This is a genomic window from Pseudonocardia sp. NPDC046786 (assembly GCF_040645415.1).
GTDB classification, from domain to species: Bacteria; Actinomycetota; Actinomycetes; order Mycobacteriales; family Pseudonocardiaceae; genus Pseudonocardia; species Pseudonocardia kongjuensis.
Map to the genome: position 1 here is coordinate 19,766 of NZ_JBEYYF010000023.1, position 21,813 is coordinate 41,578.

Below are 21,813 nucleotides of genomic sequence, written 5' to 3' on the forward strand. Positions count from 1 at the left end.
GCCCGCATTCTCTCCGGAGCCGGGTTTCCGCCCGGTTTCCACCGGGTTGCGAACGATGACGCCGCCGGTGGGTGACGCGCCGACCACCGGATACCGGTGCCCGCGGGTACCGTGACGGAGGTGACCGGTGGAGCACGGCGGCCGTACCGCGGCGCAGCCCTGCTCGCGTCGCTGCTCCTGCTCGCCGCGGTCCTGGCCCCGGTGCTGTTCCCGCCGGACGGCGACGCCGGGCTGTTCGGCGCCGTCGTCGCGCTGGTCGTGCTGGCCTGGGCCGGGCGCGGCCATCCCGGCACGGTCCGGGCCGTGCTCAGCGCCGCCACGACCCCGGCCCGCGAGGCCGGCCGGGTCGCGCACCGGGCCGGCGTGCTCCGCCAGCGCGATCCGGACGCCGACGGCCGCCCCCGCTCCAGGGCCCCCGGTGCGCTTCGGCCGGAGCCCGCCGGCGGCTGAGGCCCCGCTCCACCGCCGCGCCTGCTCCGGCGTCCGCCCGCCCCGGTCCGGACGACCCCTGGAGCCCGTCGATGCTCGACGTCCTGTACTACCCCGTGTCCCTGGTCATGCGGCTGTGGCACGACCTGTTCGCCGCCCTCCTCGGACCCACCTCCGGCGTCGCCTGGGCGCTGTCGGTGGTGTTCCTGGTGCTCACCGTCCGGGTGCTGCTGCTGCGCCCGGCCTGGACCCGGATGCGGGCGGCCCGGATCACCCGCGCCCTCGCGCCGCAGCTGAGCGCGCTGCGCGAGCGGCACCGCAGCGACCCGCGCGCACTGGCCGAGGCGACCACCGAGCTGCACCGCAGGCACGGCTCGTCCCCGGTCGCCGGGCTGGGCACCGCGCTGCTGCAGATCCCGGTGTTCGTGGCGCTGCTGCACGTGCTGCGCTCGTTCAACCGGCCCGGCCTGAGCTTCGAGCAGAACGCGGTGATCGCCAACTACGCGTTCGATCCCGACCAGGTCGCGTCGTTCCTGCAGGCGCGGCTGTTCGGCGCGCCGCTGTCGGCCTGGACGGCGATGCCGGCCGAGCAGCTCGCGTCGTTCGGCGGGACGGTGGTCACCCCGGGTGCGGTGGCCGCCGTCGTCGTGCCGCTGGCGGTGCTCGCGGCGCTGGCCACCCACCTGAGCATGCGGTTCGCCCGGGCCGAGGTCACCGGGCAGCCCGCCGGTGTGGCGCGGGTGACGGCCGTGCTGCCCTGGGTCGCCCCGGCCGCGGTGCTGGCCGGTGGGCTGCTGTTCCCGGCGCCGGTCGCGCTGCTGCTGTACTGGACGACCGGTGGCGTGGCGACCCTCGTCCAGCAGGTCGTGCTGGGCCGGATGCTGGACCGGCGGCCGCCGTCGGTGCCCGAGCCGGTCCCGGTCGCGCCGCCGGTGCGGGCCCCGCGGCCGGGGGCACGGCCTGTCACCCGCTCCGCAGCGCGAGGTAGAGGTCGACGCGGTCGGCGAACCGGGAAAGATCGCGGCCGGTGAGCTCCCCGACCCGGGCGATCCGGTACCGGACGGTGTTGACGTGCAGGTGCAGCCGGGCCGCGGTCCGGCTCCACGATCCGGACTCGTCGAGGAACACACCGAGGGTCTCGGCCAGCCGGGACCCGGACCGGGCGTCGTGCTCGTGCACCGGGCCGAGCACCCGGTCGGCGAACCCGCGCCGCACGTCGTCGGGGACCCCGGCCAGCAGCAGCACGTGCGAGGTCACCTCGGCGGACCGGAGCACCGTCACCGGGCCCGGGCGGTTCGCGGCAGGCCCGGCCGCGTGCACGGCCTCGGCGAACGCCCCGGACAGTACCTCCGCCGACGCCGGGCGGGAGACGCCGCCGTGCAGCCGCCATCCACCCAGTCCGGGCCCGAGCCGGTGCAGCGCGGCCAGCACCCCGGTGACCGGCCCGTCGGCACCGACGTCACCCACGGCACCGGAGACACCCACGGCACCCGTGGCGCCGGTGCCGGCCGCGGCCCCCGGCCCCGGGCCGGTCCGGGCGCCGCCGTCGCGGTCGCCCGGGACCGCCAGCACCGCGACCGCCGCGCCGTCGTGTACCCCGACCGCCGCCGGACCCGCCCCGACCAGGGCGTCGGTCAGCAGGGCGTGCGCCGTCCCGGCCGGATCGGGCGGCCCGTCGGCGCGCAGCACGAGCACGACCACCGTCCCGTCCGGCTCCATCCCGGCCTGGCGCAGCCGCACCAGGGTCTCCGGCCGGTCGCCGGCACCGGCCGCGACCCGGGCGAGCGCGTCGTCGGCGATCGGCCGGGTCACCGCGGTGCCCTCCCGTTCCCGGGAGCGGTCCAGCGCGGCGATCGTGGCGAGCTCGCCGATCGCGTCCACGGTGCCGGTGTCCGGCTCGCACCCGTCCGGCAGCCGGGCCGCCACCAGCCGCCCGGTCGCTCGCGCCGAGCCGGGGGACGCCGGCACGACCAGATGCCCGCCGGCGGTCACCGGCAGCCGTCCGGCGGTCAGGAAAGCGGTGACGACGGCGTCCCGTTCGGCGTCGCCGGGGGCCGGGCCGGCCACGAGCAGTCCGCCAGCTGTCAGCACCCGGCAGGTCAGACCGGTCCCGGCGGACACCGTCGCCGCCAGGTCGGTGAGCGTGGCGCCGTCGGCGAAGGCGGCGAGCAGCCGACGCTGCCGGCCCAGGGTGTTCGCCAGCCGGTCCCCGCGGGCCGCCGACAGCGCGCCGACGACGGTCTCGGTGAGCGTCCCGAACGACACGTCCACCGGGACGGCGAGCAGCGTCAGCCCGTGCCGCAGGCAGGCGTCCACGACGTCGGCCGGGATCTCGCCGAACACCGCCTCGCCCGCGGCGAGCGCCACCGCGCCGGAGCGGGCGACCGCGCCGACGAACCGCTCGCTGTCCGCCGGGCCGCGCCGCCACACCAGCCCGGACAGCACGAGCTCGCCGCCGCCCAGATAGCGCGACGGGTCCGGCAGGTCGGTGGTGTAGGTCCAGCGCACCGGGCGGTCCAGGCCGTCGCCCTCGCACAGCACGCGAAGCCGCAGCTCCCGGTGGGCGACCAGCTCTGCGAGCAGCATTGGAGGAACCTACAACTCGTTCACCCGGGTGTGACGGCGATTCGTCACGGCGTCGCCTTCCCGCCGTGATCCCGGCGGGGTTCGCTGGGCGGCATGGATCGGATCGTGATCGACGGCGCCCACGTCGTCACCGTCAGTGGGCAGGAGCACCCGGGCGGGCACGTCGTCGTCGAGGGGAACCGGATCACGTCGGTCGGGCCCGGCCCGGCGCCCCGCGAGGACGGCCCGCACCGCCGGATCGACGCCGCCGGCTGCCTGCTCACCCCGGGCCTGGTCAACACCCACCATCACCTGTACCAGTGGGTCACCCGCGGGCTGGCCGTCGACGCGACCCTGTTCGAGTGGCTCACCACGCTCTACCCGGTGTGGGCCGGCATCGACGAGGACGCCGTGCACACCGGCGCGACCGGCGCGCTCGCCACCCTCGCGCTGTCCGGTGCCACCACCTCCACCGACCACCACTACGTGTTCCCGCGGGCCGGCGGCGACCTGCTCGGCGCCGAGATCCGGGCCGCCGCCCGGGTGGGCCTGCGGTTCCATCCGACCCGCGGCTCGATGAACCTGGGCCGCAGCGCGGGCGGGCTGCCACCGGACGAGGTCGTCGAAGACCACGACGCGGTGCTCACCGCGTCCGCGAAGGCCGTCGCGGACTGGCACGATCCGGCGCCGGACGCGATGGTCCGGATCGCGCTCGCCCCGTGCTCGCCGTTCTCGGTCACCGGCGAGCTCATGCGGGACTCCGCCGGGCTGGCCCGGGAGCTCGGGGTGCGGCTGCACACCCACCTCGCCGAGACCGCCGACGAGGAGGACTTCTGCCGCGAGCGGTTCGGCTGCACGCCGACCCGCTACGCCGCGGACCTGGGCTGGACCGGGCCGGACGTCTGGTTCGCGCACACCGTGCACCTCGACGACGACGCCGTCGCGACGATCGGATCGACCGGCACCGGGATCGCGCACTGCCCCACCTCCAACGGGCGGCTCGGCGCCGGGATCGCCCGGGTGCGCGATCTCGTCGACGCCGGCGCCGTGGTCGGGCTCGGCGTGGACGGCGCCGCCTCCAACGAGGGCACCAGCCTGGTCGAGGAGGTCAAGCACGCCGTGCTGTTCGCCCGAGCGGTCGGCGGGCCACGCGCGCTCGGCGTCCGCGAGGCGCTCCGGCTGGGCACCCTCGGCGGCGCCCGGGTGCTCGGCCGGGACGCCGAGATCGGGTCGATCGAGCCGGGCAAGCTCGCCGATCTGGCGCTGTGGCGGATCGACGGGCTCGGCCACGGCGACGTCGCCGATCCGGTCGCCGCACTCGTCCTGGGCGCGCCGCCGCCGCTGCGGCTGCTGCTGGTCGACGGGCGCCCGGTCGTCGAGGACGGGCGGATGTGCACCGTCGACACCGAGGAGGTCGCCGCCCGCTGCGCCGAGGTGCACCACGATCTCGTCGCGAAGGCAGGGTGAGACCGGTGGACCTCGAGACCGTCGGCACCTTCCGCCGGGCGCGCCGGCGCGCCGACCTGGCACTGGCACCGGGGGAGCGGCTGCTCGGCGGCGGCACCTGGCTGTTCTCCGAGCCGCAGCCGGACGTCACCGGCCTGGTCGATCTCACGACGATGGGCTGGGAGCCGATCACCGGCACCCCCGGCGGCGGCCTGGAGATCGCCGCGACCTGCCCGATCGCCGATATCGCGGAGTTCGGCGAGCGGACCGGGCGGCCGCTGTTCGCGCAGTGCGCGCACGCGCTGCTCGCGTCCTGGAAGATCTGGCACACCGCGACCGTCGGCGGGAACGTGTGCCGCTCCTTCGCCGCCGCCGGGATGGTCGCGCTGTGCGCGGCGCTGGACGGGACGGCGCTGGTGTGGACCCCGGACGGCGGCCGGTACCGCATCCCGGTGGCCCGGCTGGTCACCGGGAACGGGACGAACGCGCTGCGCCCCGGCGAGGTGCTGCGCGCGCTGGAGCTGCCCGGGCCCGCGCTGCGCGCCCGCACCGCGTTCCGGAAGATCGCGCTGGCCGATCTCGGCCGCTCCGGGGCGGTGCTCACCGGGCGGATCGACACCGAGGCCGACGGCGGCGCCGCGGTGTTCACGGTGACCGCGGCGACCGCGGCGCCCACCGTGCTGCGCTACCCCGGACCGCCCGGGCCCGACCGGCTGCGCGCCGACGTTCTCGCCGCGCCCGGCTACTACACCGATCCGCTGGGCAGCGCCGGCTGGCGGCGGCAGGTGAGCGCGCTGCTGCTCACCGAGATCCACGACGAGCTCGCCGCATGAAGGTCCGGATCAACGACCGTGAGCTGGAGGGCGAGCCGCGGCCCGGCCAGTGCACCCGCACCTTCCTGCGCGAGCACGGCCACCTGGAGGTCCGGAAGGGCTGCGACGCAGGCGACTGCGGTGCCTGCACGGTGCTGCTCGACGACCGCCCGGTGCACTCCTGCCTGATCCCCGCGCAGCGGCTGGACGGCGCCCGGATCACCACCGTCGCCGGGCTCGCCGACGGCGACGTGCTGCACCCGGTGCAGCGCGCGTTCGTCGAGCACGCCGGGTTCCAGTGCGGGTTCTGCACGGCCGGGCAGATCGTCACCGCCGCCGCGCTGACCCCGGACGATCTCGACGACCTGCCCCGCCGGATGAAGGGCAACCTGTGCCGGTGCACCGGTTACCGCTCGGTGCGCGAGTCGATCGAGGCCGGCGTCCGAGCGGCCGCCGGGACCGGGCCGGCCTGCGCCGGGCCGGCCGGGCCTGTCGCGGCCGGCACCGGCTGGGTCGGCGAGCCGGCGCCCGCACCGGCCGCCGGGCGGATCGTCACCGGGGCCGAGCCGTTCACCTTCGACACCGACCTGACCGGGGCGCTGCACCTGCGGGTGCTCACCTCCCCGCACGCGCACGCCCGGATCCGGTCGATCGACACCGCCGCCGCGCTCGCGGCACCCGGGGTGGCACTCGTCCTCACCCACCGGGACGTGCCGGACGTCCGCTACTCCACCGCCCGGCACGAGCACCGCACCGACGACCCGGACGACACCCGGATGCTCGACGACGTCGTGCGGCACGTCGGCCAGCGGGTCGCCGCCGTCGTCGCCGAGACCCCGGCGCAGGCCGAGGCGGCCTGCCGGCTGATCGAGGTCGACTACCAGGTGCTGCCCGCCGTCCTCGACCCGGAGGCCGCCCGGGCCCCCGGCGCGCCGCTGGTGCACCCGGACCGCACCCCGGCCGACCGGGTCGACGACGCGTCCCGCAACGTGGTGCTGGCCCTGCACGGCGGGCACGGCGGCGACGTCGACGCGGCGCTGGCCGCCTCGCACGTCACGGTCTCCGGCACCTGGCGCACCTCCCGCGTCGCGCACGCCCAGCTGGAGTGCCACGGCGCGATCGGCCGGCTGGACGACGACGGGCGGCTGGACATCCGCTCCGGCACGCAGGTCCCGTTCCTCACCCGCGACGAGCTCGCCCGGGTGCTCGGCCTCGATCCCGGCCGGGTGCGGGTGCGCACCGCGCGGCTCGGCGGCGGCTTCGGCGGCAAGCAGGAGATGTTCGCCGAGGACCTGGTCGGGCTCGCGGTGCTGCGCACCGGGCGGACCGTCGTGCACGAGTTCACCCGGGCCGACGAGTTCACCCGGACCGCGCTGCGGCACCCGATGCGGGTCGGCGTCACCCTCGGCGCCGGGCCCGACGGCCGGCTCACTGCGATGAAGCTCGACGTGCTGTCCGACACCGGCGCCTACGGCAACCACTCCCGGGGGGTGCTGTTCCACGCCGTCGCCGAGTCGGTCAGCGTCTACAACTGCCCGGTCAAGCACCTCGACGCCGAGGTCGTCTACACCCACAACGTGCCCAGCGGCGCGTTCCGCGGGTACGGGCTCGGGCAGGTCGTGCTCGGCGTCGAGTCCGCCATGGACGAGCTCGCGATCGCGCTCGACATCGATCCCTACCGGCTGCGCCGGATCAACATGGTCCGGTCCGGCGACCCGCTGCACGTGGCGCACCGGCCGGAGCCCGAGGACGACCTGCACTGGACCAGCTACGGCATGGACCAGTGCCTGGACCTGGTGCGCGACGCGCTGGCCCGCGATCCCGGCCCGCCCCCGCCGCCGGGCCCGCGCTGGCGGGTCGGCGAGGGCATGGCGCTGAGCATGATGACGACGATGGCGCCGTTCGGGCACGCCGCCACCGCCACCGTCACCGCGCTGCCCGACGGCCGCTACCGGCTCGGCGTCGGGACCGTCGAGTTCGGCAACGGCACCACCACCACGCACCGGCAGATCGTCGCGACCGTGCTGCGCACCGTGCCGGACCGGATCGTGCTGCACCACGGCGACACCGACGCCTGCGGCTACGACACCGGCGCGTTCGCCTCGGCCGGGACGACGGTGGCCGGCAAGGCGCTGTACCGGGCGGCGCTCGCGCTGCGCGACCGGCTGCTCGCGCTGGCCGGGCCGGGCGCCGAGCTGCACGCCGACGGCGTCCGCACGCCGCACGGCGACCGCACCTTCGCCGAGCTGCTCGCCGGTCTGCCGGACGGGTTGACCTGCGAGGGCAGCGAACCGGGGGAGGAGCGGGCGATCACCGCGAACGTGCACGGCGTGCGGGTCGCGGTGGACGTCGGCACCGGCGAGGTGCGGGTGCTGCGCGCGGTGCACGCCGCCGACGCGGGCACCGTGCTGAACCCGGAGCAGCTGCGCGGCCAGATCGAGGGCGGTGTCGCGATGGGCACCGGTAGCGCGCTGCTGGAGGAGGTCCACGTCGGGGAGTCCGGGGAGGTGCTCAACGCCGCGTTCCGCACCTACCGGGTGCCGCAGATGGCCGACGTGCCGCCGGTGGAGGTGCACTTCGCGGCGACCTCGGACGCGCTCGGCCCGTTCGGCGCGAAGTCGATGAGCGAGGCCCCGTACAACCCGGTGGCGCCGGCGATCGGCAACGCGATCCGGCGCGCCGTCGGGGTCCGGCCCTACCACCAGCCGTTCTCCCGGGACCGGGTGTGGCGGCTGGTGGACGGGGACTGAGCCGGCCCGGGGATCAGCGGCGGGCGCGCTCGGCGACCACCCGCAGCGCCTCCCGGTCCGGCCCGGCGACGGCCATGTCCTCCGGCCACGACTCCACCACCGACGTCGCCCAGTCGGCCCACCGCTCGGTGGCCTCGGAGATGTCCGACAGGTACCGCCCGACCAGCGTGTTCAGCGCCGCACGCTGCGGGAACGGCGGCTCGTCGCCGAGGTAGCCCTCGGCGATCCCGCCGTCGAACCCGGCCATCTCCCGGGCCCAGGCCCGGGTGGAGGCGATGGTGGCGAGCAGGTCGGCGCGCGATCCGTGATCGGCCAGGAACACTTTGAGCAGCTGCTCGGACTCCAGCACCGGCGGCGCGGCCGGCTCGGCCAGCCAGCGGGCCAGCACCCGCCTGCCCTCCGGCGTGATCGTGTAGACGGTGCGCCGCCTGCGGCCGTGCAGCCGGGTCTCGGCGGTCGCCAGGCCGAGCTCGACCAGCTTGCGCGGCTCCTCGTAGAGCTTGCTGGCCGCCCGCGGCCAGAACCGGGACAGGCTGCGCCGGATCTGGGTGGTCAGCTCGTAGCTGCTCCACGGCTGCACGGCGAGCATCCCCAGCATCGCGAACGACGTCGTGGTCGTCGATCGGCCTCGAACCATGCCCGGACCATTTCATACTCCCCAGGGGAGTGCTCCCCATGGGAGCATGGAACGCTCCGGTGGCGAGGGGGATGCGCGGTGCGCGAGCATGACGACGGGGACAGTGACAGTGACGGGGGTGGGGGCACCCTCGGGCTGGCCGCGCTGCTGCTGTTCGTGCTCGTGGCGGGCGCCGCGCTGCTGCTGACGATGAGCCCGGCCGATCCCGCGTCCGGGCAGCAGCCGGTGCCCGCGGAGGCGGGCTGTGCCAACGGGTCGTCCGGGGCGCTGTTCGGGCTGGTCTGCGCGGAGGACCGCTGAGCCGGGCCGCGCGGGCTGCCCGGACCGTCCGGGATCAGCTCCGGGCAGCGGTGGACCGCTCGGCGGCGATCGAGCGACGGTGGTGCAGGACGACCAGCGGGCGGACCGACAGCGCGGCGGCGGCCAGCAGGAGGGTCACCGCGGTCGGCGCGACGGACACCGAGACGATCGTCGCGGCGGAGAGCAGCACCATGAGCAGGCCGGCCAGGACGAGCGGCCGGAGTGCGACCGGGCGCGGTGCCGGGGCGGCTCGGAACATGGTGACCACCTCCAGATCGACGCGCGATGAGCACGTCCCGAACACCCGAGTTCGGTCCGGCTAACTCTACTCCTCGGCGCGACTGGGGGCAAAGGGTCGCCGGGTCCGGCTCGCCTGCCGCCGTCCGGACACATATCGTGTCCGATACGTCACGACGGGTGGGGTGACGCCCACCCGAACGGGGGTCCGCGTGCAGCCAGCGAGCCCACCGGCACCGGTGACGTGTGGGGCGACCGGGTGACCGGTCCCGATCCGTCGACCCACGTGCTCACCGTCCCGGTCGGCGACGAGCAGCTCTGCGAGTCGGTCGCCGCCTTCCTGGCCGGCGGCCTGGCCGCGGGGGAGCGGGTCGCCTACTTCGACGACGACACCGCCGACGCGGTGCTCGCCCGGCTCGACGACGACGGCGTCGACGTCACCGGGCCGCTGCGCACCGGCCAGTTCCAGCTGGTACCCGGCGAGTTCACCCGCGCCGCGCTGCTCGCCCCGCTCGACGAGCTGGACGGGCTGCTCGAGCACACAGTCCGCTCCGCACTGGACGACGGCTGGGCCGGGCTGCGGTTCACCGGGCAGATGAACCACGGCCTGACCCGCCCCGGCGGGCACCTGCTCGAGGAGTACGACCGGATCCTCGCCCGGGCGGTCCGCGGGCGCCCGGTGCACGCCCTGTGCGTCTACGACCACCTCCGCTACCCGGACGACGTCATCGACGTGATGCGCACCCTGCACCGGGACGAGGAGCAGAGCTCCCCGCTCTACGACGACAGCCTGCTCCGGATCACCCGGACCGGACCGGCGCACATCCGGCTCGCCGGCCAGGTCGACCACGGCAACCGGCCGCAGGTCCGCCGAGCCGTCGAGCGGTTCCTGGAGCGGGTCGCGCACGGCGACACCGACACCGACACCGTGGTCGCCGATCTCGCGTCGCTCCGGTTCTGCGACGTCGCCGCCGCGGTCAGTGTCATCCACGCCGCCGACGCACTGCCGGTCACCCTCCGGCTGCGGCTCGACCACGTCCGGCCGTCGGTGGCCCGGCTGCTGGACCGCTGCGGTGCGCCGTTCGCCGGGCAGCTGGAGATGCGGGTGCGCGAACCGCGGGCGCTGCGCGTGGCCGACGCGGTCGCGCTCGCCGGTGAGCGGCCGTCCTGACCGGGCCGCGGCGGCCCGTCCGGCCGTGCGCCGGCACCCGGTCAGCGGGTGTCGAGCGCCCGGAACGACTCCGCGAGCCGCCCGTCCGGCAGCCCGGCCAGCTTCGCCCGGGACCGCGCCCAGTCCCGGATCAGCCCGTCCAGGTCCGTCATGTGCGCGGTCTGGCTGCGGTGCGCCCGCAGCGCGGCGATCTTGCGGTCGAACGTGCCGGTGATGTCGACGTGCCGGGCGGTGTCCGGGGCACCCGGCGCGCCGCCGGTCACCCAGACCTCGGCGACGGTGTGCGCAGCGAACCCGGCCTCGGCGAGCTCGGGATGCGCCCACGGGTTGCGCGCGTCCGGGTAGACGGCGCACAGCGCCGCCTCGCCGGTGGCGGTGTGGTCGGGATGGCTGCCGTACATGCTGTCCAGGTCGCGCACCGGCGACGGCACGACGACCCGGTCCGGGCGCACCTGCCGGATCACCCTGGCGAGATCGCGGCGCAGCTCCAGGGTGACCGTCAGCCGTCCGTCCGGGTGACCCAGGAAGATCAGGTCCTCGACCCCGGCGACGGCCGCCGCGGCCCGCTGCTCGGCCTGCCGGATGCCGCCGATCTCCGAACGCGGCACGGCCGGGTCGAAGCCGCCGGCGTCGCCGTCGGTGACCAGGCAGTAGGTCACCGCCACCCCGGCGTCGGTCCAGACCGCGACCGTGCCCGCGCAGGAGAAGTCGATGTCGTCGGGATGCGCGGCGATCACCAGCGCGCGTTCGATGCGGGAGTGCTCGTCGTCGGTCACGCCGACATCATCTCCCGCCGGTCCGCGCGGCCGGACCGGCACCGGGCTCCGGCGCTCAGTTCGCGTCCGGCGTGCCGACCTGCTCCTCCAGCCGGTCCTGCCAGTCCTGCTGGCACTGCTGGATCGCCGCCTGGTCGCCGCCCGCCTGCTCGACGCACTCGTAGAGATCGGCCCCGCCGATCGTGGTGAACAGCCCGATCGCGAAGACCGCGGCCGCCACCGTCGCGAGCACGGACAGCACGCCCAGCACCAGACCGGTGATCGCCACGCCCTGGTTGGTCGCGATCCGCTTGCGGACCCGGACGATGCCGATGATCCCGAGCGCGATCGCCACCAGGCCGAACAGGCCGCCGATCAGCAGCCAGAACGTCAGGATCCCGAGGATGCCGAGTACCAGCGCGGCGATCCCGACGCCGTTGCGCGGCGGCGGTCCGCCCGGGCCGCCCGGTCCGCCGTAGCCGGGCCGGCCGCCCGGGAACTGGTCGGGCCGCTGCGGGTAGCCGCCGTAGGGTTGCTCGCCGTAGCCCGGCTGCTGGCCGTAGTAACCCGGCTGCTGGCCGTACCCGGGCTGCTGCCCGCCGTAGGGCTGTTCACCGTAGCCGGGCTGCTGCCCGTACCCGGGTTGCTGGCCGCCATAGGGCTGCTCCTGGCCGGGCTGCCCGGGATACGGGGCCTGGCGGCCCTGCTGGTCCGGGTCCTGCGGGTCCCCCGGCTGGCCCGGGTACGGCGGTGGGCTGCTCACGCTGGTCCTTCCCCGATCCGCACCGGCCGGGACCGGCCGGTGCGGATGGTGCTGCTGACGCTGTCGTCGTCGATGATCCCGGCGTGCCCGCCGCCGGTCCAGGTGAAACGCCCGTCGGTGCAGGTGTGACGCCCGACTGCGGGCCGCGCCCGGGCATGGTGGGCTCGGTGCCCGTGAGCGGAATCGACGAGATCGAGGAGTGGGCCAGGGCCCAGCGCCGGGTGATCGACCTGGTCCGGGACCTCCCGGCGGAGCGGTCGGAACGCCGGGTCCCCACCTGGACGGGTCCGCCCTGTTCGGGCCGTTGCCGGACGCGCCGCTGTCGGAGTCCTGAACCCCGGCCGTTCCACACCGGTACGGTCGCGCGGCTACCGTCGGGGCATGGTGCTGCGAGCGCGGGATGTCATGACCGAACGCGTCGTCACCGTGTGGGCGGACGCGCCGCTCGCCCGGGCCCAGGAGCGGATGGCCGAGTCCCGCTACTCCGCGCTGCCGGTGGTGGACCGGCGGTTCTCGCTGGTCGGGATCATCAGCCTGGTCGACGTGCTGCGGCACCGCGGCGATCCGGAGGCGACCGTCGGCGACGCGATGACCGAGCAGGTCGTCACGATGCTGCCGACCACCAACGTCTCGATCATCGCGCACCGCATGCGGGTCTACGGCGAGCTGCGGCTGGTCCCGGTCGTCGACCGCGGGGTGCTGGTCGGCGTGATCACCCGCAGCGACCTGCTGCGGCACCGGCTGGCCGGCGGCCTGCTCCGCCGGACCGCCCGCCGGTTCGGCGGCGCCGGCCTGATCGGCCCGCTCCCCGAGGCGATGATGCCGCGCGGAGCGGGCCGGGTCGGCGGGCGGCCGCTCGCCTCGCTGCGGGTCGCCGACGTGATGACCGACGGCGGGCTGGTCGCGATCCCACCGACGCTGGCGCTCGACGAGGCGGCCGAGGTGCTGCTGTCCTACCGGTTCACCGCGGTCCCGGTGGTCGACGACCGGGACCGGCTGCTCGGAATCCTCTCCGAGGCCGACCTGATGCACGGCTCGCTGGACGGCGGCCGCCGCATCAGGGCCCGGACCGTCGACAACGTGATGACCCGCGACGTCGAGGGCGTGCACCCGGACGATCCGCTCACCGACGCCGAGCAGCTGCTGTCCGAGCGCGGCTTCCGGGTGGTGCCGGTGGTCGACTCCGACGACGTCCTGGTCGGCGTGCTCAGCCGCAGCGACCTGCTGTAGGTCAGCCCGCGGGCACGGCCGGCACGGCCGGTGCCGCGGGTACCGCCGGCGCCGCCGGGACCGCGGGTGCCCGGATCCTGACCGGCCGGGCGGGAGCCGGCGCGCGGTCTGCCCCGGACGCGTGACACCCGACCGGGGGCCGGATGGACGCCGGGACGGATCAGGTGGCCAGCGCGATCGCCCGCCCCGCCTGCCGGCCGGAGAACAGGCAGCCGCCGAGGAACGTCCCCTCCAGCGCGCGGTAGCCGTGCACGCCTCCGCCGCCGAACCCGGCCACCTCGCCGGCGGCGAACAGGCCGGGCACCGGTGGACCGCCGGCGTCGAGCACCCGGCCGGACAGGTCGGTCTGCAGGCCGCCGAGGGTCTTGCGGGTCAGCACGTGCAGCCGGACCGCGATCAGCGGACCGGCCGCGGGATCGAGCAGCGCGTGCGGCGGCGCCGTGCGGGCCAGCTTCTCGCCGAGCGTGCGGCGGGCGTTGTGGATCGCCACCACCTGCAGGTCCTTCGCGAAGGCGTTCCCGAGCTGCCGGTCCCGGGCGACGACCTGGCGGCGGATCGCCTCGACGTCCAGCTCGGGGGTGCCGCCGGTCAGCCGGTTCATCCCGGCGACCAGCTCGTCGAGGGTGTCGGCGACGACGAAGTCCGCCCCGCGTTCCTTGAACGCCTCCACCGGGGTGGTCGCGCCGGGCCGGATCCGGCCGAGGGTGGCCCGGACGTCCTTGCCGGTGACGTCCGGGTTCTGCTCGGACCCGGAGAGCGCGAACTCCTTCTCGATGATCTTCTGGGTGAGCACGAACCAGGAGTGCTCGTGCCCGGTCGCGCGCAGTGCGGCGAGCGTGCCGAGGGTGTCGAAGCCGGGGAAGTTCGGCGCGGGCAGCCGCCGGCCGGTGGCGTCGAGCCAGAGCGACGACGGCCCCGGGATGATCCGGATGCCGTGCCCCGGCCAGATCGGGGCGTGGTTCTGCACGCCCTCGGTGTAGTGCCACATCCGGTCCCGGTTGACGATCCGCCCGCCCGCCGCACCGGTGATGCCGAGCATCCGGCCGTCGACGTACGCGGGGACGCCGGTGACCATGTGCCGAGGCGGCGTGCCGAGCCGGTCCGGCCAGTTCGCGCGGACCAGGTCGTGGTCGCCGCCGATCCCGCCGGAGGTCACCAGCACCGCGCCGGCCCGGAAGGTGAAGTCGCCGACGACGTCGCGGTTGGTCGGTGCGCCGCGCTCGGCGGGGTCCGGGGCGAGCACGGCGCCGTGCACGCCGTCGACGGTGCCGCCGGTGACCGCCAGCCCGTCGACCCGGTGCCGGAAGCGCAGTGTGATCGCACCGGTGGCTGCGTGCTCGCGGACCCGGCGGACGAACGGCTCCAGCACGCCCGGCCCGGTGCCCCAGGTGAGGTGGAAGCGGGGCACCGAGTTGCCGTGCCCGTCGGCGAGGTGCCCGCCGCGCTCGGCCCAGCCGACCACCGGCAGCCAGCGCACCCCCTGTCCGTGCAGCCAGGACCGCTTCTCCCCGGCGGCGAAGTGCACGTACGCGGTCGCCCACTGGCGGGCCCAGAAGTCCTCGCCCGCCGGGTCGTCGACACCCCGGTCGAAGGCCGCCGAGCCCAGCCAGTCCGACAGCGCCAGCTCCGGCGAGTCGCGGATCCCGGTCCGCCGCTGCTCCGGGGTGTCGACCAGGAACAGCCCGCCGAGCGACCAGAACGCCTGCCCGCCCAGGTTCTGCTCCGGTTCCTGGTCGAGCACCAGCACCGAGCGTCCGGCGTCGGCGAGCTCGGCTGCGGCGACGAGCCCGGCGAGACCGGCCCCGATCACGATGACATCGGCGTCCATGGCGGCGATCCTGCCGGACATCGCTACCGACGGGTAGGGTGGCTGCGCATGCACCCGGACGCCGCGCGCGAGACGCTCTGCACCTGGTCCCGCCGGATGGTGCGCGACGGCCTGGTCGTCGGCACCTCCGGGAACCTCTCGCTGCGCTGCGGCGAGCTGATCGCGGTCACCCCGTCCGGTGTGGACTACGAGACGATGACCGCCGACGACGTCGTGCTGGTCACCCCGGACGGTGCGATCGCCGACGGGGTCCGGGCCCCGACCAGCGAGCTCGCCCTGCACCTGGCCGCGCAGGCCCGCCCCGGCACGTCCGCGGTGGTGCACACGCACTCGCCCGCGGCGGTGGCGCTGTCGTCGCTGCGCGACGACGTCCCGCCGGTGCACTACCAGATCGCGATGTTCGGCGGCTCGGTGCGCGTCGCCGGGTACGCCCCGTTCGGCAGCGACGAGCTGGTCGCGAACGCGGTCGCCGCGCTCGGCGACCGCAGCGCGGTGGTGCTCGGCAACCACGGGACGCTGGTGCTCGGCGAGCACCTCGGCGCCGCCTACGACGGCGCCCGGCAGCTCGAATGGCTGTGCGACGTGTGGCTGCGGGCCCGCGCCGTCGGCGAGCCGCGGCTGCTGACGGAGGCGCAGATCAGCGTGGCAGAGCAGCGCTTCGCGGCGCAGAAACGGACGGTGCGGGACTCCACGCCCGGTGCTCGGTGACGATCGCGGTCACCAGCTCGTGCGGGGTGACGTCGAACGCCGGGTTGTAGACGGGCGTCCCGGGCAGCGTCATGAGCGTGCCGCCGTGCTCGCGGACCTCGTCGGCACCGCGCTGCTCGACGACGATGTCGGCGCCGGTCGGCGTGTGCGGGTCGATCGTCTCCTCGGGGGCGACCACCACGAACGGGATCCCGGAGCGGGCCGCCGCGCAGGCCAGCATGTAGGTGCCGATCTTGTTGGCGACGTCGCCGTTCGCGGCGATCCGGTCGGCCCCGGCGAACACCACGTCGACCAGTCCGGTGGCGATCGCCGCGGGGCCCGCCGAGTCGACGCACAGCCGGTTCGGCACCCCCGCCCGCTCCAGCTCCCACACGGTCAGCCGCGCCCCCTGCAGCAGCGGGCGGGTCTCGCAGGCGAGCACCTCGGCCAGTGCCCCGTCGGCGTGCAGGGTGAGGATCGCGCCGAGCGCGGTGCCGCCCGGGCCGGCGGCCAGCGGGCCGGTGTTGCAGACGGTCAGCGCGCGCAGCGGCCGGTCCGGGCAGCGGGCGCGGACCAGGTCGGCGGCCCGCCGGGCGGCCGCGGCGTTGACCGCGGCGGCCTCGGCGGCGACGGCGCGGGCCACGGCGAGCACCGCGGCCGGGGTGGCCGCGCTGCCGGTGCTGTCGGTGCTGCCGTCGAGGACCGCGAGTGCGCGCCGGACCCCGATCGACAGCGGCACCGCGGTGGGACGGGCGGTCGCGATCCGCTCCGCGTCTGCGCGCACCGCGGCCCGGTCGCCGGGGGTGCCGGTGCCGTGCCGGTGTGCGGCGAGCGCGACGCCGAAGGCACCGGTGATCCCGAGTGAGGGCGCCCCGCGCACGGCGAGCGACCGGACGGCGTCGATCACCCCGTCGACGGTGGTCAGGTGCAGGTGCTCGGTGCGCTGCGGCAGCGCCCGCTGGTCCAGCAGGACGACGGCCGGGCCGCCCTCGGTCTCGTCGGCCCAGTCCACGATCCGCATTCCGGCGACGGTACCCGCCGGATGATCCAGGCACCGTCCGCGGTGCTCAGTCGGGCGGGGCGAGGCGGTAGACGGCGCCGGCGTCGTCGTCGGTGATGTAGACGGCCCCGTCCGGACCGGGGACCGCGGCGACCGGCCGCCCCCAGCGCGCCCCGGACGGGTCCTGGAACCCGCCGACCAGCGTCTGCTGCGGGCCCATCCGGCCCTCGGCGTAGGGGAAGTAGGAGACCTCGGGGGCGCGCGGCGGATCGGCGTTCCACGAGCCGTGCACCCCGGCGAGCGCGCCACCGGTGTACGGGGCGGGCAGCTCCCCGTCGGTGAACGCCAGGCCGAGCGGGGCGGAGTGCGCCGGGAACGCCTGTTCCATCGGCGCGAGCGTCGCGCAGTCGAGCTCGCTCCCGCCGGGATTGAGCTCGGCGTCGGGCACCATCGGCACGTCGGTGAGGTCCTGCGGGCTGCCCTGCACACCGGGCTGGGTGTCCGGGTCGGGATTGCAGTAGGGCCAGCCCAGGTTCCGGCCCGCGGTGAGCCGGGCCAGGGGTTCCGCCGGGTGCGCGGTCACGTACTGGTTGATCACGTCGCCGAACGACGAGCCGGACGCGTCGCCGTAGGGCCGGTCGTAGGGGTAGGGGACGTTGTCGCGGCCGTTCACCGCGGTCCAGACGGCGCCGTCCGGGGCGACCGCCAGCCCGGTACCGTTGCGGACCCCGACCGCGAACGGTTCGGCAGGCCCGCCGCCGGGCGGGATCCGCAGGATCGAGGCCCGCGGCGGCGTCGCCGCGAGATCCTCGACCGAGATGTTGCCGGTGGAGCCGATCGAGACGTAGAGCGCGCCGTCCGGTCCGGCGGCGACCGACTTCAGCTCGTGGCCGTAGGCGCCGCGCAGGTCGGGGCTGTTGGCGTCCGGCAGCCCGTCGGCGACGACCCGCGGCCCGGTCGCGGCGCCGGCGGCGTAGGCGTAGGACACGACCCGGTTGCTCTCGGCGACGTGCAGCGTCGAGCCGTCCGGGGAGAACGCCAGGCCGTGCGGCTGGGTGAGCCCGTCGAGCAGGGTGCGCTGCGCGCCGTCCGGGGTCAGGAGGAGCACCCGCCCGTCGTCCGGGACCGAGACGAGCAGGTTCCGGTCCGGCGTCCACACGGCGAGCCGGGCGTTCGGGACCCTGGCGAACACCGACAGCCTCCAGCCCGGCGGGACGAGCGCCTCCCGCGGCTGGTCCAGCGGGGCGTCCCCCAGCCCGGGCGGGACGTCCAGCGGGACCGGCACCAGCTCGGCGGCCGCCGCGGCGACCGGCGCCTCGTTCCCGGAGACCGCGTTCGTCACCGGGTTCGGGCCGGCCCCGCAGGCCGCCAGCAGGGGCAGGACGATCAGCGCGGCGATCCACGCCCCACGCAACGGTGCACTCCGCATCACCCGGACGGTACGGGCCGCCCGGCCCGGCTGCGCGACGGCCCGCGGGGGCGCAGGATCGGTGGATGCGCCTGACCCTGCACGCCCGCGGCCCGCAGCCCGCCGACGAGGTGTGGGAGCGCTACACGGTCCCCGCCCGCTGGCCGGAGTGGGCGCCGCTGATCACCGGCGTCGACTGCCGCGACGACCGGATCCGCACCGGCTCGACCGGTGCGGTGCGCGGCCCGTTCGGGGTGCCGCAGGTGCGGTTCACGGTGACCGAGCTGGACGAGCGGCTCGGCACCTGGGCGTGGGACGTGGCGCTCGGCCCGGTCCGGCTGTCGCTGGACCACGGCGTGCGCCCGTCCGGCGGCGGCACCCGGACCTGGCTGACGATCGAGGGCCCGGCCGCCGCCGTACTGGGCTACGCGCTGCCGGCGCGGGCGTCGCTGGAGATGCTGGTGCGGCGCCCGGCCTGACCGATGTGCTCCAGGGCGAGCGCGGCGAACCGCTCCGGCACCTCGATCTGCGGCATGTGCCCGACCCGGCCGAACACGTGCGTCGTGACCTGCGGCAGCGCGCGCGCCGCGGTCCGCAGCTGGGAGACCGGCAGGATCAGGTCCCGCTCACCCCAGACGACCAGGGTCGGCTTCGGGGCCTTCGCCGCGGCGGCGAGCAGCGCGGACCGCCAGCCGGCCCGCACCCCGCGCACGGTGCCGAGCTCGGTGATCATCTCCAGGAAGGTCTGCGCGAACTCGGGCCGGGCGGCGATCTCCATGGCCCGCGCGACGCGCTCGTCGGTGACCAGCGCCGGATCGACGAACAGCGACCGCTCGGTGCGCCGGATCGCGCGCTCGTCCATCCGGCTGAGCAGGAACCGGCCCAGCAGCGGCACGCCGAGCACCCGCAAAGCGGGCGTGACCTCGGTGCCGAACCCGGCCGGGTCGGCCAGCACCAGGGTGGCGACCCGGTCCGGCGCCCGGGTGGAGAGCAGCAGCGCGACGGCGCCGCCGAGCGAGTTGCCCATCACGTGCGCGGGCCGGGTCTCGCCGAGCGCGTCCAGGGTGGCCAGCGCGGTGTCGGCGAGCCGGGCCAGGGTGGCCGGCCCGTCCGCGCGGCCGGAGTACCCGAAGCCGGCGAGGTCCGCGGCGATCACCCGGTGGCCGGACAGCACGGCGTGCTGGTCGTCCCAGTCCTCCAGGCTGCGGCCGATGCCGTGCAGCAGCAGGACCGGCTCGCCCGCCGGGTCGCCGGACTCGCGGACCCGGATCCGGGCGCCACCGGCGTCGACGAAGCGGGTCATCGGACGGCCGCCGTGCGCTGCGCCCGCCCGGCCGAGCCGAGCAGCCGGGAGAGCAGCTTCAGGCCGTTCACCGGGGCGAGCCGGGCCAGCGCGTCGGGGACCTTCGCGCTGACCCCGATCAGCAGCCGCGGGCGGCGCTTCTCGATCGCCTCGACGATCTGCTCGGCGGCCCGGTCGGCCGGGAACGTCAGCAGCTTCTGGAAGTCCCGCTTGCCCTTCGCGGCCTCCTCGGCCGGGATGTTGACGCCGACCCGGGCGGACTCGGCGATCCCGGTCGCGATGCCGCCCGGGTGCACGGTGGTCACCGTGGTGCCGGACGCGGCGAGCTCGCCGCGCAGCACCTCGGAGAAGCCTCGCAGCGCGAACTTCGACGCGCAGTACGCCGACTGGCCGGGCGGCGCGATCAGCCCGAACAGGCTGGACACGTTGACGACGTGTCCGCCGGGGCGCGCGGTCAGCGCGGGCAGCAGGGCGTGCGCGAGCCGCACCGGGGCCCGGAAGTTGACGTCCAGCACCCAGTCGAACTCGTCGAGGGTGAGCCGGGCGAAGTCGCCGCCCAGCGCGACGCCGGCGTTGTTGACCAGCAGCCGGATCTCCGGGTGCCCGGCGCGGATCCGGCCGGCGAGCGCATCCACTGCGTCCCGGTCGGCCAGGTCGACGGTCTCGGTGGTCACCGACAGCCCGGGGTGCGCGGCCCGGACGGTGCCGGCGACCGCGTCGAGCCCGGGGCCGTCCCGGTCGACCAGCACGAGATCGCTGCCGCGCTCGGCGAGCAGCCGGGCGATGTGCGCGCCCATGCCGCCGGCCGCCCCGGTGACGACGGCGGTGCCCTCGGCGAAGCGGAACGGTGTGCGGCTCATGACGCGAGCTCCTTCTCGGTCGGGATGTCGGCGGCGATCCCGGCCTCGGACGGCGCGGTGACGGTGGCCGAGCGCTGCCCGACCGCGGACGCCGGGGTGAGCAGCATGTCCTTCTCCAGGTCGGCCCGGCCGAGGCCGATGGCGTCGAGGAAGAAGTTCTGCCGCAGCCGCCACGGGTCCGTGCGGCCCTGCCGCGGGAACAGGTGCTCGGAACGCTTGACGTAGCCGGAGGCGAGATCGAGCAGCGGCCGGTCCGGCGACACGGTCGGCGCCGGCGTCGCGACCGCGATGCCCCGCCGGTCCATGTGCGCGAGCAGCCGCGGCACGTAGCGGGCGACCAGGTCGGCGCGCAGCGTCCAGGACGCGTTGACGTAGCCGATGCAGAACGCCAGGTTCGGCACGCCGGAGAGCATCAGGCCGCGGTAGGTGACCGTCTTGCCGATGTCGACCTGCTCGCCGTCGACCCGGATCGTCATGCCGCCCAGCGGCTTGAGCGACAGCCCGGTGGCGGAGACGATCACGTCGGCCGGGAGCTCCTCGCCGGAGCGCAGCCGGATGCCGCGCTCGGTGATCCGGTCGATGTGGTCGGTGACGACCGAGGCGTCACCGGCGCGGATCGACCGGAAGAAGTCGCCCTCGGGGACCACGCACAGCCGCTGGTCCCACGGCTCGTAGGAGGGCGTGAAGTGCTGGTCCACGTAGGACTCGTCCTTGAGGAACCGCAGGGCGAGCCCGCGCAGCACCTTCTTCACCCGCTCCGGGCGGCGCCGCGCGAGCTGGTAGAAGCTCTGGGTGAGCGCGACGTACTGGTAGCGCAGGATGGTGTGCGCGAGCTTCGCGGGCAGGATCCGGCGGAGCCGGTCGGCGACTGGGTCGCGGCTGGGCAGCACGGTCAGGTAGGACGGCGAGCGCTGCAGCATCGTGACGTGCTCGGCCTGCTCGGCGAGCGACGGGATCAGCGTGACGGCGGTCGCCCCGGACCCGATGACGACGACCCGCTTGCCGGTGCAGTCGAGGTCCTCGGGCCAGAACTGCGGGTGCACCCAGGTGCCGGTGAAGTCCGCCCGGCCGGGGAACTCGGGCTGGTAACCGCGATCGTAGTCGTAGTAGCCGGAGCACATGAACAGGAACGCGCAGGTGTAGCGGCGGGGCCCGTCGGCGGTCGCGGTGTCGACGGTCCAGCGGGCGGTGGCCGAGTCCCAGGAGGCGCCGACGACCTTGGTGCCGAACCGGATGTGGCCGCGGACGCCGTACTGGTCGGCGGTCTCGCCGATGTAGCGGCGGATGTCGGCGCCGTCGGCGATCGACTTGGGCTCGCGCCATGGCCGGAACGGGTAGGCGAGGGTGAACATGTCCGAGTCCGAGCGGATGCCCGGATAGCGGAAGAGGTCCCAGGTGCCGCCGAGTTCGGCCCGGCCCTCCAGGATCGCGTAGTCCTTGCCGGGCAGCTCCTGCTGCAGACGGCACGCGGCGCCGATGCCGGACAGGCCGGCACCGACGATGATCACGTCCCGGTGCTCGGTCCCGGCGCGGTTGCTGGGCTGTGTCCCGGAAGTCACGGGCGGCCTCCCTGTCGTGGTCGTCTGCGCTGACTGGCCGTGCTGTTCGACGTCGATCCTGCCTGAGACCTAC

At 75.7% G+C, this 21,813-nt stretch carries 21 protein-coding genes; 10 read left to right on the plus strand and 11 right to left on the minus strand.

Annotated features, from left to right (window positions below; translation table 11 throughout):
- Positions 1-120: 120 nt before the first annotated feature.
- Together ABZ881_RS24080 and yidC are read left to right on the plus strand one after the other, a co-directional pair.
- Positions 121-450, plus strand: coding sequence for a DUF6412 domain-containing protein (locus tag ABZ881_RS24080; RefSeq protein WP_344017688.1), 330 nt, complete (start codon positions 121-123; stop codon positions 448-450).
- Positions 451-521: 71 nt separating this feature from the next.
- Positions 522-1,460, plus strand: a complete 939-nt coding sequence (yidC, locus tag ABZ881_RS24085; RefSeq protein WP_358487812.1) for a membrane protein insertase YidC — start codon at positions 522-524, stop codon at positions 1,458-1,460.
- On the opposite strand, the gene ABZ881_RS24090 is transcribed toward yidC, so the two are convergent.
- Positions 1,393-3,015 (minus strand): PucR family transcriptional regulator ligand-binding domain-containing protein, encoded by a 1,623-nt coding sequence (locus ABZ881_RS24090; RefSeq protein ID WP_358487813.1) that lies wholly within the window; start codon positions 3,013-3,015, stop codon positions 1,393-1,395. The two genes, yidC and ABZ881_RS24090, sit on opposite strands and share 68 nt — an antisense overlap.
- Before the next feature lie 93 nt (positions 3,016-3,108).
- On the opposite strand from ABZ881_RS24090, the gene ABZ881_RS24095 reads away from it, so the two are divergent.
- The 3 genes from ABZ881_RS24095 to ABZ881_RS24105 are packed head-to-tail and all read left to right on the plus strand — an operon-like array spanning position 3,109 to position 8,002.
- Positions 3,109-4,461, plus strand: coding sequence for an 8-oxoguanine deaminase (locus ABZ881_RS24095; RefSeq protein WP_358487814.1), 1,353 nt, complete (start codon positions 3,109-3,111; stop codon positions 4,459-4,461).
- A gap of 5 nt (positions 4,462-4,466) precedes the next feature.
- Positions 4,467-5,273 carry an FAD binding domain-containing protein gene (locus ABZ881_RS24100; protein WP_358487816.1) on the plus strand — a complete coding sequence of 269 codons (807 nt, stop codon included), beginning with the start codon at positions 4,467-4,469 and terminating at the stop codon, positions 5,271-5,273.
- On the plus strand, positions 5,270-8,002 hold the full coding sequence (locus tag ABZ881_RS24105) for a molybdopterin-dependent oxidoreductase (protein ID WP_358487817.1): 2,733 nt from the start codon (positions 5,270-5,272) through the stop codon (positions 8,000-8,002). The genes ABZ881_RS24100 and ABZ881_RS24105 overlap by 4 nt, the downstream gene beginning before the upstream one ends.
- A 13-nt stretch (positions 8,003-8,015) precedes the next feature.
- Here ABZ881_RS24105 and ABZ881_RS24110 read toward each other — a convergent pair whose 3' ends face one another.
- Positions 8,016-8,639 (minus strand): helix-turn-helix transcriptional regulator, encoded by a 624-nt coding sequence (locus tag ABZ881_RS24110; RefSeq protein WP_358487819.1) that lies wholly within the window; start codon positions 8,637-8,639, stop codon positions 8,016-8,018.
- A 78-nt stretch (positions 8,640-8,717) separates the two neighbouring features.
- On the opposite strand from ABZ881_RS24110, the gene ABZ881_RS24115 reads away from it, so the two are divergent.
- Positions 8,718-8,939 (plus strand): hypothetical protein, encoded by a 222-nt coding sequence (locus ABZ881_RS24115; protein WP_358487820.1) that lies wholly within the window; start codon positions 8,718-8,720, stop codon positions 8,937-8,939.
- Positions 8,940-8,973: 34 nt separating this feature from the next.
- Here the strand turns inward: ABZ881_RS24115 and ABZ881_RS24120 are convergent, their stop codons facing one another.
- Positions 8,974-9,198: a hypothetical protein gene (locus tag ABZ881_RS24120; protein ID WP_344017678.1), complete on the minus strand. Its 225-nt coding sequence runs from the start codon at positions 9,196-9,198 to the stop codon at positions 8,974-8,976.
- A gap of 237 nt (positions 9,199-9,435) precedes the next feature.
- Here ABZ881_RS24120 and ABZ881_RS24125 point away from each other — a divergent pair, with 237 nt between their 5' ends.
- Positions 9,436-10,347, plus strand: coding sequence for an MEDS domain-containing protein (locus ABZ881_RS24125; RefSeq protein WP_358487821.1), 912 nt, complete (start codon positions 9,436-9,438; stop codon positions 10,345-10,347).
- A 41-nt stretch (positions 10,348-10,388) separates the two neighbouring features.
- Here ABZ881_RS24125 and ABZ881_RS24130 read toward each other — a convergent pair whose 3' ends face one another.
- Both ABZ881_RS24130 and ABZ881_RS24135 read right to left on the minus strand, forming a co-directional pair.
- On the minus strand, positions 10,389-11,123 hold the full coding sequence (locus tag ABZ881_RS24130; RefSeq protein WP_344017676.1) for a PIG-L deacetylase family protein: 735 nt from the start codon (positions 11,121-11,123) through the stop codon (positions 10,389-10,391).
- A 55-nt stretch (positions 11,124-11,178) separates the two neighbouring features.
- Positions 11,179-11,865, minus strand: coding sequence for a DUF4190 domain-containing protein (locus ABZ881_RS24135; RefSeq protein ID WP_358487822.1), 687 nt, complete (start codon positions 11,863-11,865; stop codon positions 11,179-11,181).
- A 381-nt stretch (positions 11,866-12,246) separates the two neighbouring features.
- Here ABZ881_RS24135 and ABZ881_RS24140 point away from each other — a divergent pair, with 381 nt between their 5' ends.
- The gene (locus ABZ881_RS24140; protein WP_358487824.1) at positions 12,247-13,095 is read left to right on the plus strand and encodes a CBS domain-containing protein; all 849 of its coding nucleotides are present in this window, start codon (positions 12,247-12,249) and stop codon (positions 13,093-13,095) included.
- Between the two features lie 160 nt (positions 13,096-13,255).
- Here the strand turns inward: ABZ881_RS24140 and ABZ881_RS24145 are convergent, their stop codons facing one another.
- Positions 13,256-14,923, minus strand: a complete 1,668-nt coding sequence (locus tag ABZ881_RS24145; protein WP_358487825.1) for an FAD-binding dehydrogenase — start codon at positions 14,921-14,923, stop codon at positions 13,256-13,258.
- A gap of 48 nt (positions 14,924-14,971) precedes the next feature.
- On the opposite strand from ABZ881_RS24145, the gene ABZ881_RS24150 reads away from it, so the two are divergent.
- Positions 14,972-15,631, plus strand: coding sequence for a class II aldolase/adducin family protein (locus tag ABZ881_RS24150; protein WP_358487827.1), 660 nt, complete (start codon positions 14,972-14,974; stop codon positions 15,629-15,631).
- Here ABZ881_RS24150 and mtnA read toward each other — a convergent pair.
- Together mtnA and ABZ881_RS24160 are read right to left on the minus strand one after the other, a co-directional pair.
- Positions 15,561-16,631 carry an S-methyl-5-thioribose-1-phosphate isomerase gene (mtnA, locus tag ABZ881_RS24155; RefSeq protein WP_358487828.1) on the minus strand — a complete coding sequence of 357 codons (1,071 nt, stop codon included), beginning with the start codon at positions 16,629-16,631 and terminating at the stop codon, positions 15,561-15,563. The two genes, ABZ881_RS24150 and mtnA, sit on opposite strands and share 71 nt — an antisense overlap.
- A gap of 46 nt (positions 16,632-16,677) precedes the next feature.
- Positions 16,678-18,039 carry an SMP-30/gluconolactonase/LRE family protein gene (locus tag ABZ881_RS24160; RefSeq protein WP_358487830.1) on the minus strand — a complete coding sequence of 454 codons (1,362 nt, stop codon included), beginning with the start codon at positions 18,037-18,039 and terminating at the stop codon, positions 16,678-16,680.
- Between the two features lie 65 nt (positions 18,040-18,104).
- Here ABZ881_RS24160 and ABZ881_RS24165 point away from each other — a divergent pair, with 65 nt between their 5' ends.
- Positions 18,105-18,497, plus strand: a complete 393-nt coding sequence (locus ABZ881_RS24165; protein WP_358487831.1) for an SRPBCC family protein — start codon at positions 18,105-18,107, stop codon at positions 18,495-18,497.
- On the opposite strand, the gene ABZ881_RS24170 is transcribed toward ABZ881_RS24165, so the two are convergent.
- From ABZ881_RS24170 to ABZ881_RS24180, 3 genes are read right to left on the minus strand one after another with little or no spacing between them, the layout of a single operon-like run.
- Positions 18,443-19,321: an alpha/beta fold hydrolase gene (locus ABZ881_RS24170; protein WP_358487832.1), complete on the minus strand. Its 879-nt coding sequence runs from the start codon at positions 19,319-19,321 to the stop codon at positions 18,443-18,445. The two genes, ABZ881_RS24165 and ABZ881_RS24170, sit on opposite strands and share 55 nt — an antisense overlap.
- The gene (locus tag ABZ881_RS24175) at positions 19,318-20,181 is read right to left on the minus strand and encodes an SDR family NAD(P)-dependent oxidoreductase (RefSeq protein WP_358487833.1); all 864 of its coding nucleotides are present in this window, start codon (positions 20,179-20,181) and stop codon (positions 19,318-19,320) included. The genes ABZ881_RS24170 and ABZ881_RS24175 overlap by 4 nt, the downstream gene beginning before the upstream one ends.
- Positions 20,178-21,740, minus strand: coding sequence for an NAD(P)/FAD-dependent oxidoreductase (locus ABZ881_RS24180; RefSeq protein ID WP_358487834.1), 1,563 nt, complete (start codon positions 21,738-21,740; stop codon positions 20,178-20,180). The genes ABZ881_RS24175 and ABZ881_RS24180 overlap by 4 nt, the downstream gene beginning before the upstream one ends.
- Positions 21,741-21,813 lie beyond the last annotated feature (73 nt).

What these genes read in the sequence shown, in the direction of transcription:
- yidC (WP_358487812.1), top strand. Translation starts at nt 522, where the DNA reads ATGCTCGACGTCCTGTACTACCCCGTGTCCCTGGTCATGCGGCTGTGG.
- ABZ881_RS24090 (WP_358487813.1), bottom strand. Translation starts at nt 3,015, where the DNA reads ATGCTGCTCGCAGAGCTGGTCGCCCACCGGGAGCTGCGGCTTCGCGTG.
- ABZ881_RS24095 (WP_358487814.1), top strand. Translation starts at nt 3,109, where the DNA reads ATGGATCGGATCGTGATCGACGGCGCCCACGTCGTCACCGTCAGTGGG.
- ABZ881_RS24105 (WP_358487817.1), top strand. Translation starts at nt 5,270, where the DNA reads ATGAAGGTCCGGATCAACGACCGTGAGCTGGAGGGCGAGCCGCGGCCC.
- ABZ881_RS24110 (WP_358487819.1), bottom strand. Translation starts at nt 8,639, where the DNA reads ATGGTTCGAGGCCGATCGACGACCACGACGTCGTTCGCGATGCTGGGG.
- ABZ881_RS24120 (WP_344017678.1), bottom strand. Translation starts at nt 9,198, where the DNA reads ATGTTCCGAGCCGCCCCGGCACCGCGCCCGGTCGCACTCCGGCCGCTC.
- ABZ881_RS24140 (WP_358487824.1), top strand. Translation starts at nt 12,247, where the DNA reads ATGGTGCTGCGAGCGCGGGATGTCATGACCGAACGCGTCGTCACCGTG.
- ABZ881_RS24145 (WP_358487825.1), bottom strand. Translation starts at nt 14,923, where the DNA reads ATGGACGCCGATGTCATCGTGATCGGGGCCGGTCTCGCCGGGCTCGTC.
- ABZ881_RS24150 (WP_358487827.1), top strand. Translation starts at nt 14,972, where the DNA reads ATGCACCCGGACGCCGCGCGCGAGACGCTCTGCACCTGGTCCCGCCGG.
- mtnA (WP_358487828.1), bottom strand. Translation starts at nt 16,631, where the DNA reads ATGCGGATCGTGGACTGGGCCGACGAGACCGAGGGCGGCCCGGCCGTC.
- ABZ881_RS24160 (WP_358487830.1), bottom strand. Translation starts at nt 18,039, where the DNA reads ATGCGGAGTGCACCGTTGCGTGGGGCGTGGATCGCCGCGCTGATCGTC.
- ABZ881_RS24165 (WP_358487831.1), top strand. Translation starts at nt 18,105, where the DNA reads ATGCGCCTGACCCTGCACGCCCGCGGCCCGCAGCCCGCCGACGAGGTG.
- ABZ881_RS24170 (WP_358487832.1), bottom strand. Translation starts at nt 19,321, where the DNA reads ATGACCCGCTTCGTCGACGCCGGTGGCGCCCGGATCCGGGTCCGCGAG.
- ABZ881_RS24175 (WP_358487833.1), bottom strand. Translation starts at nt 20,181, where the DNA reads ATGAGCCGCACACCGTTCCGCTTCGCCGAGGGCACCGCCGTCGTCACC.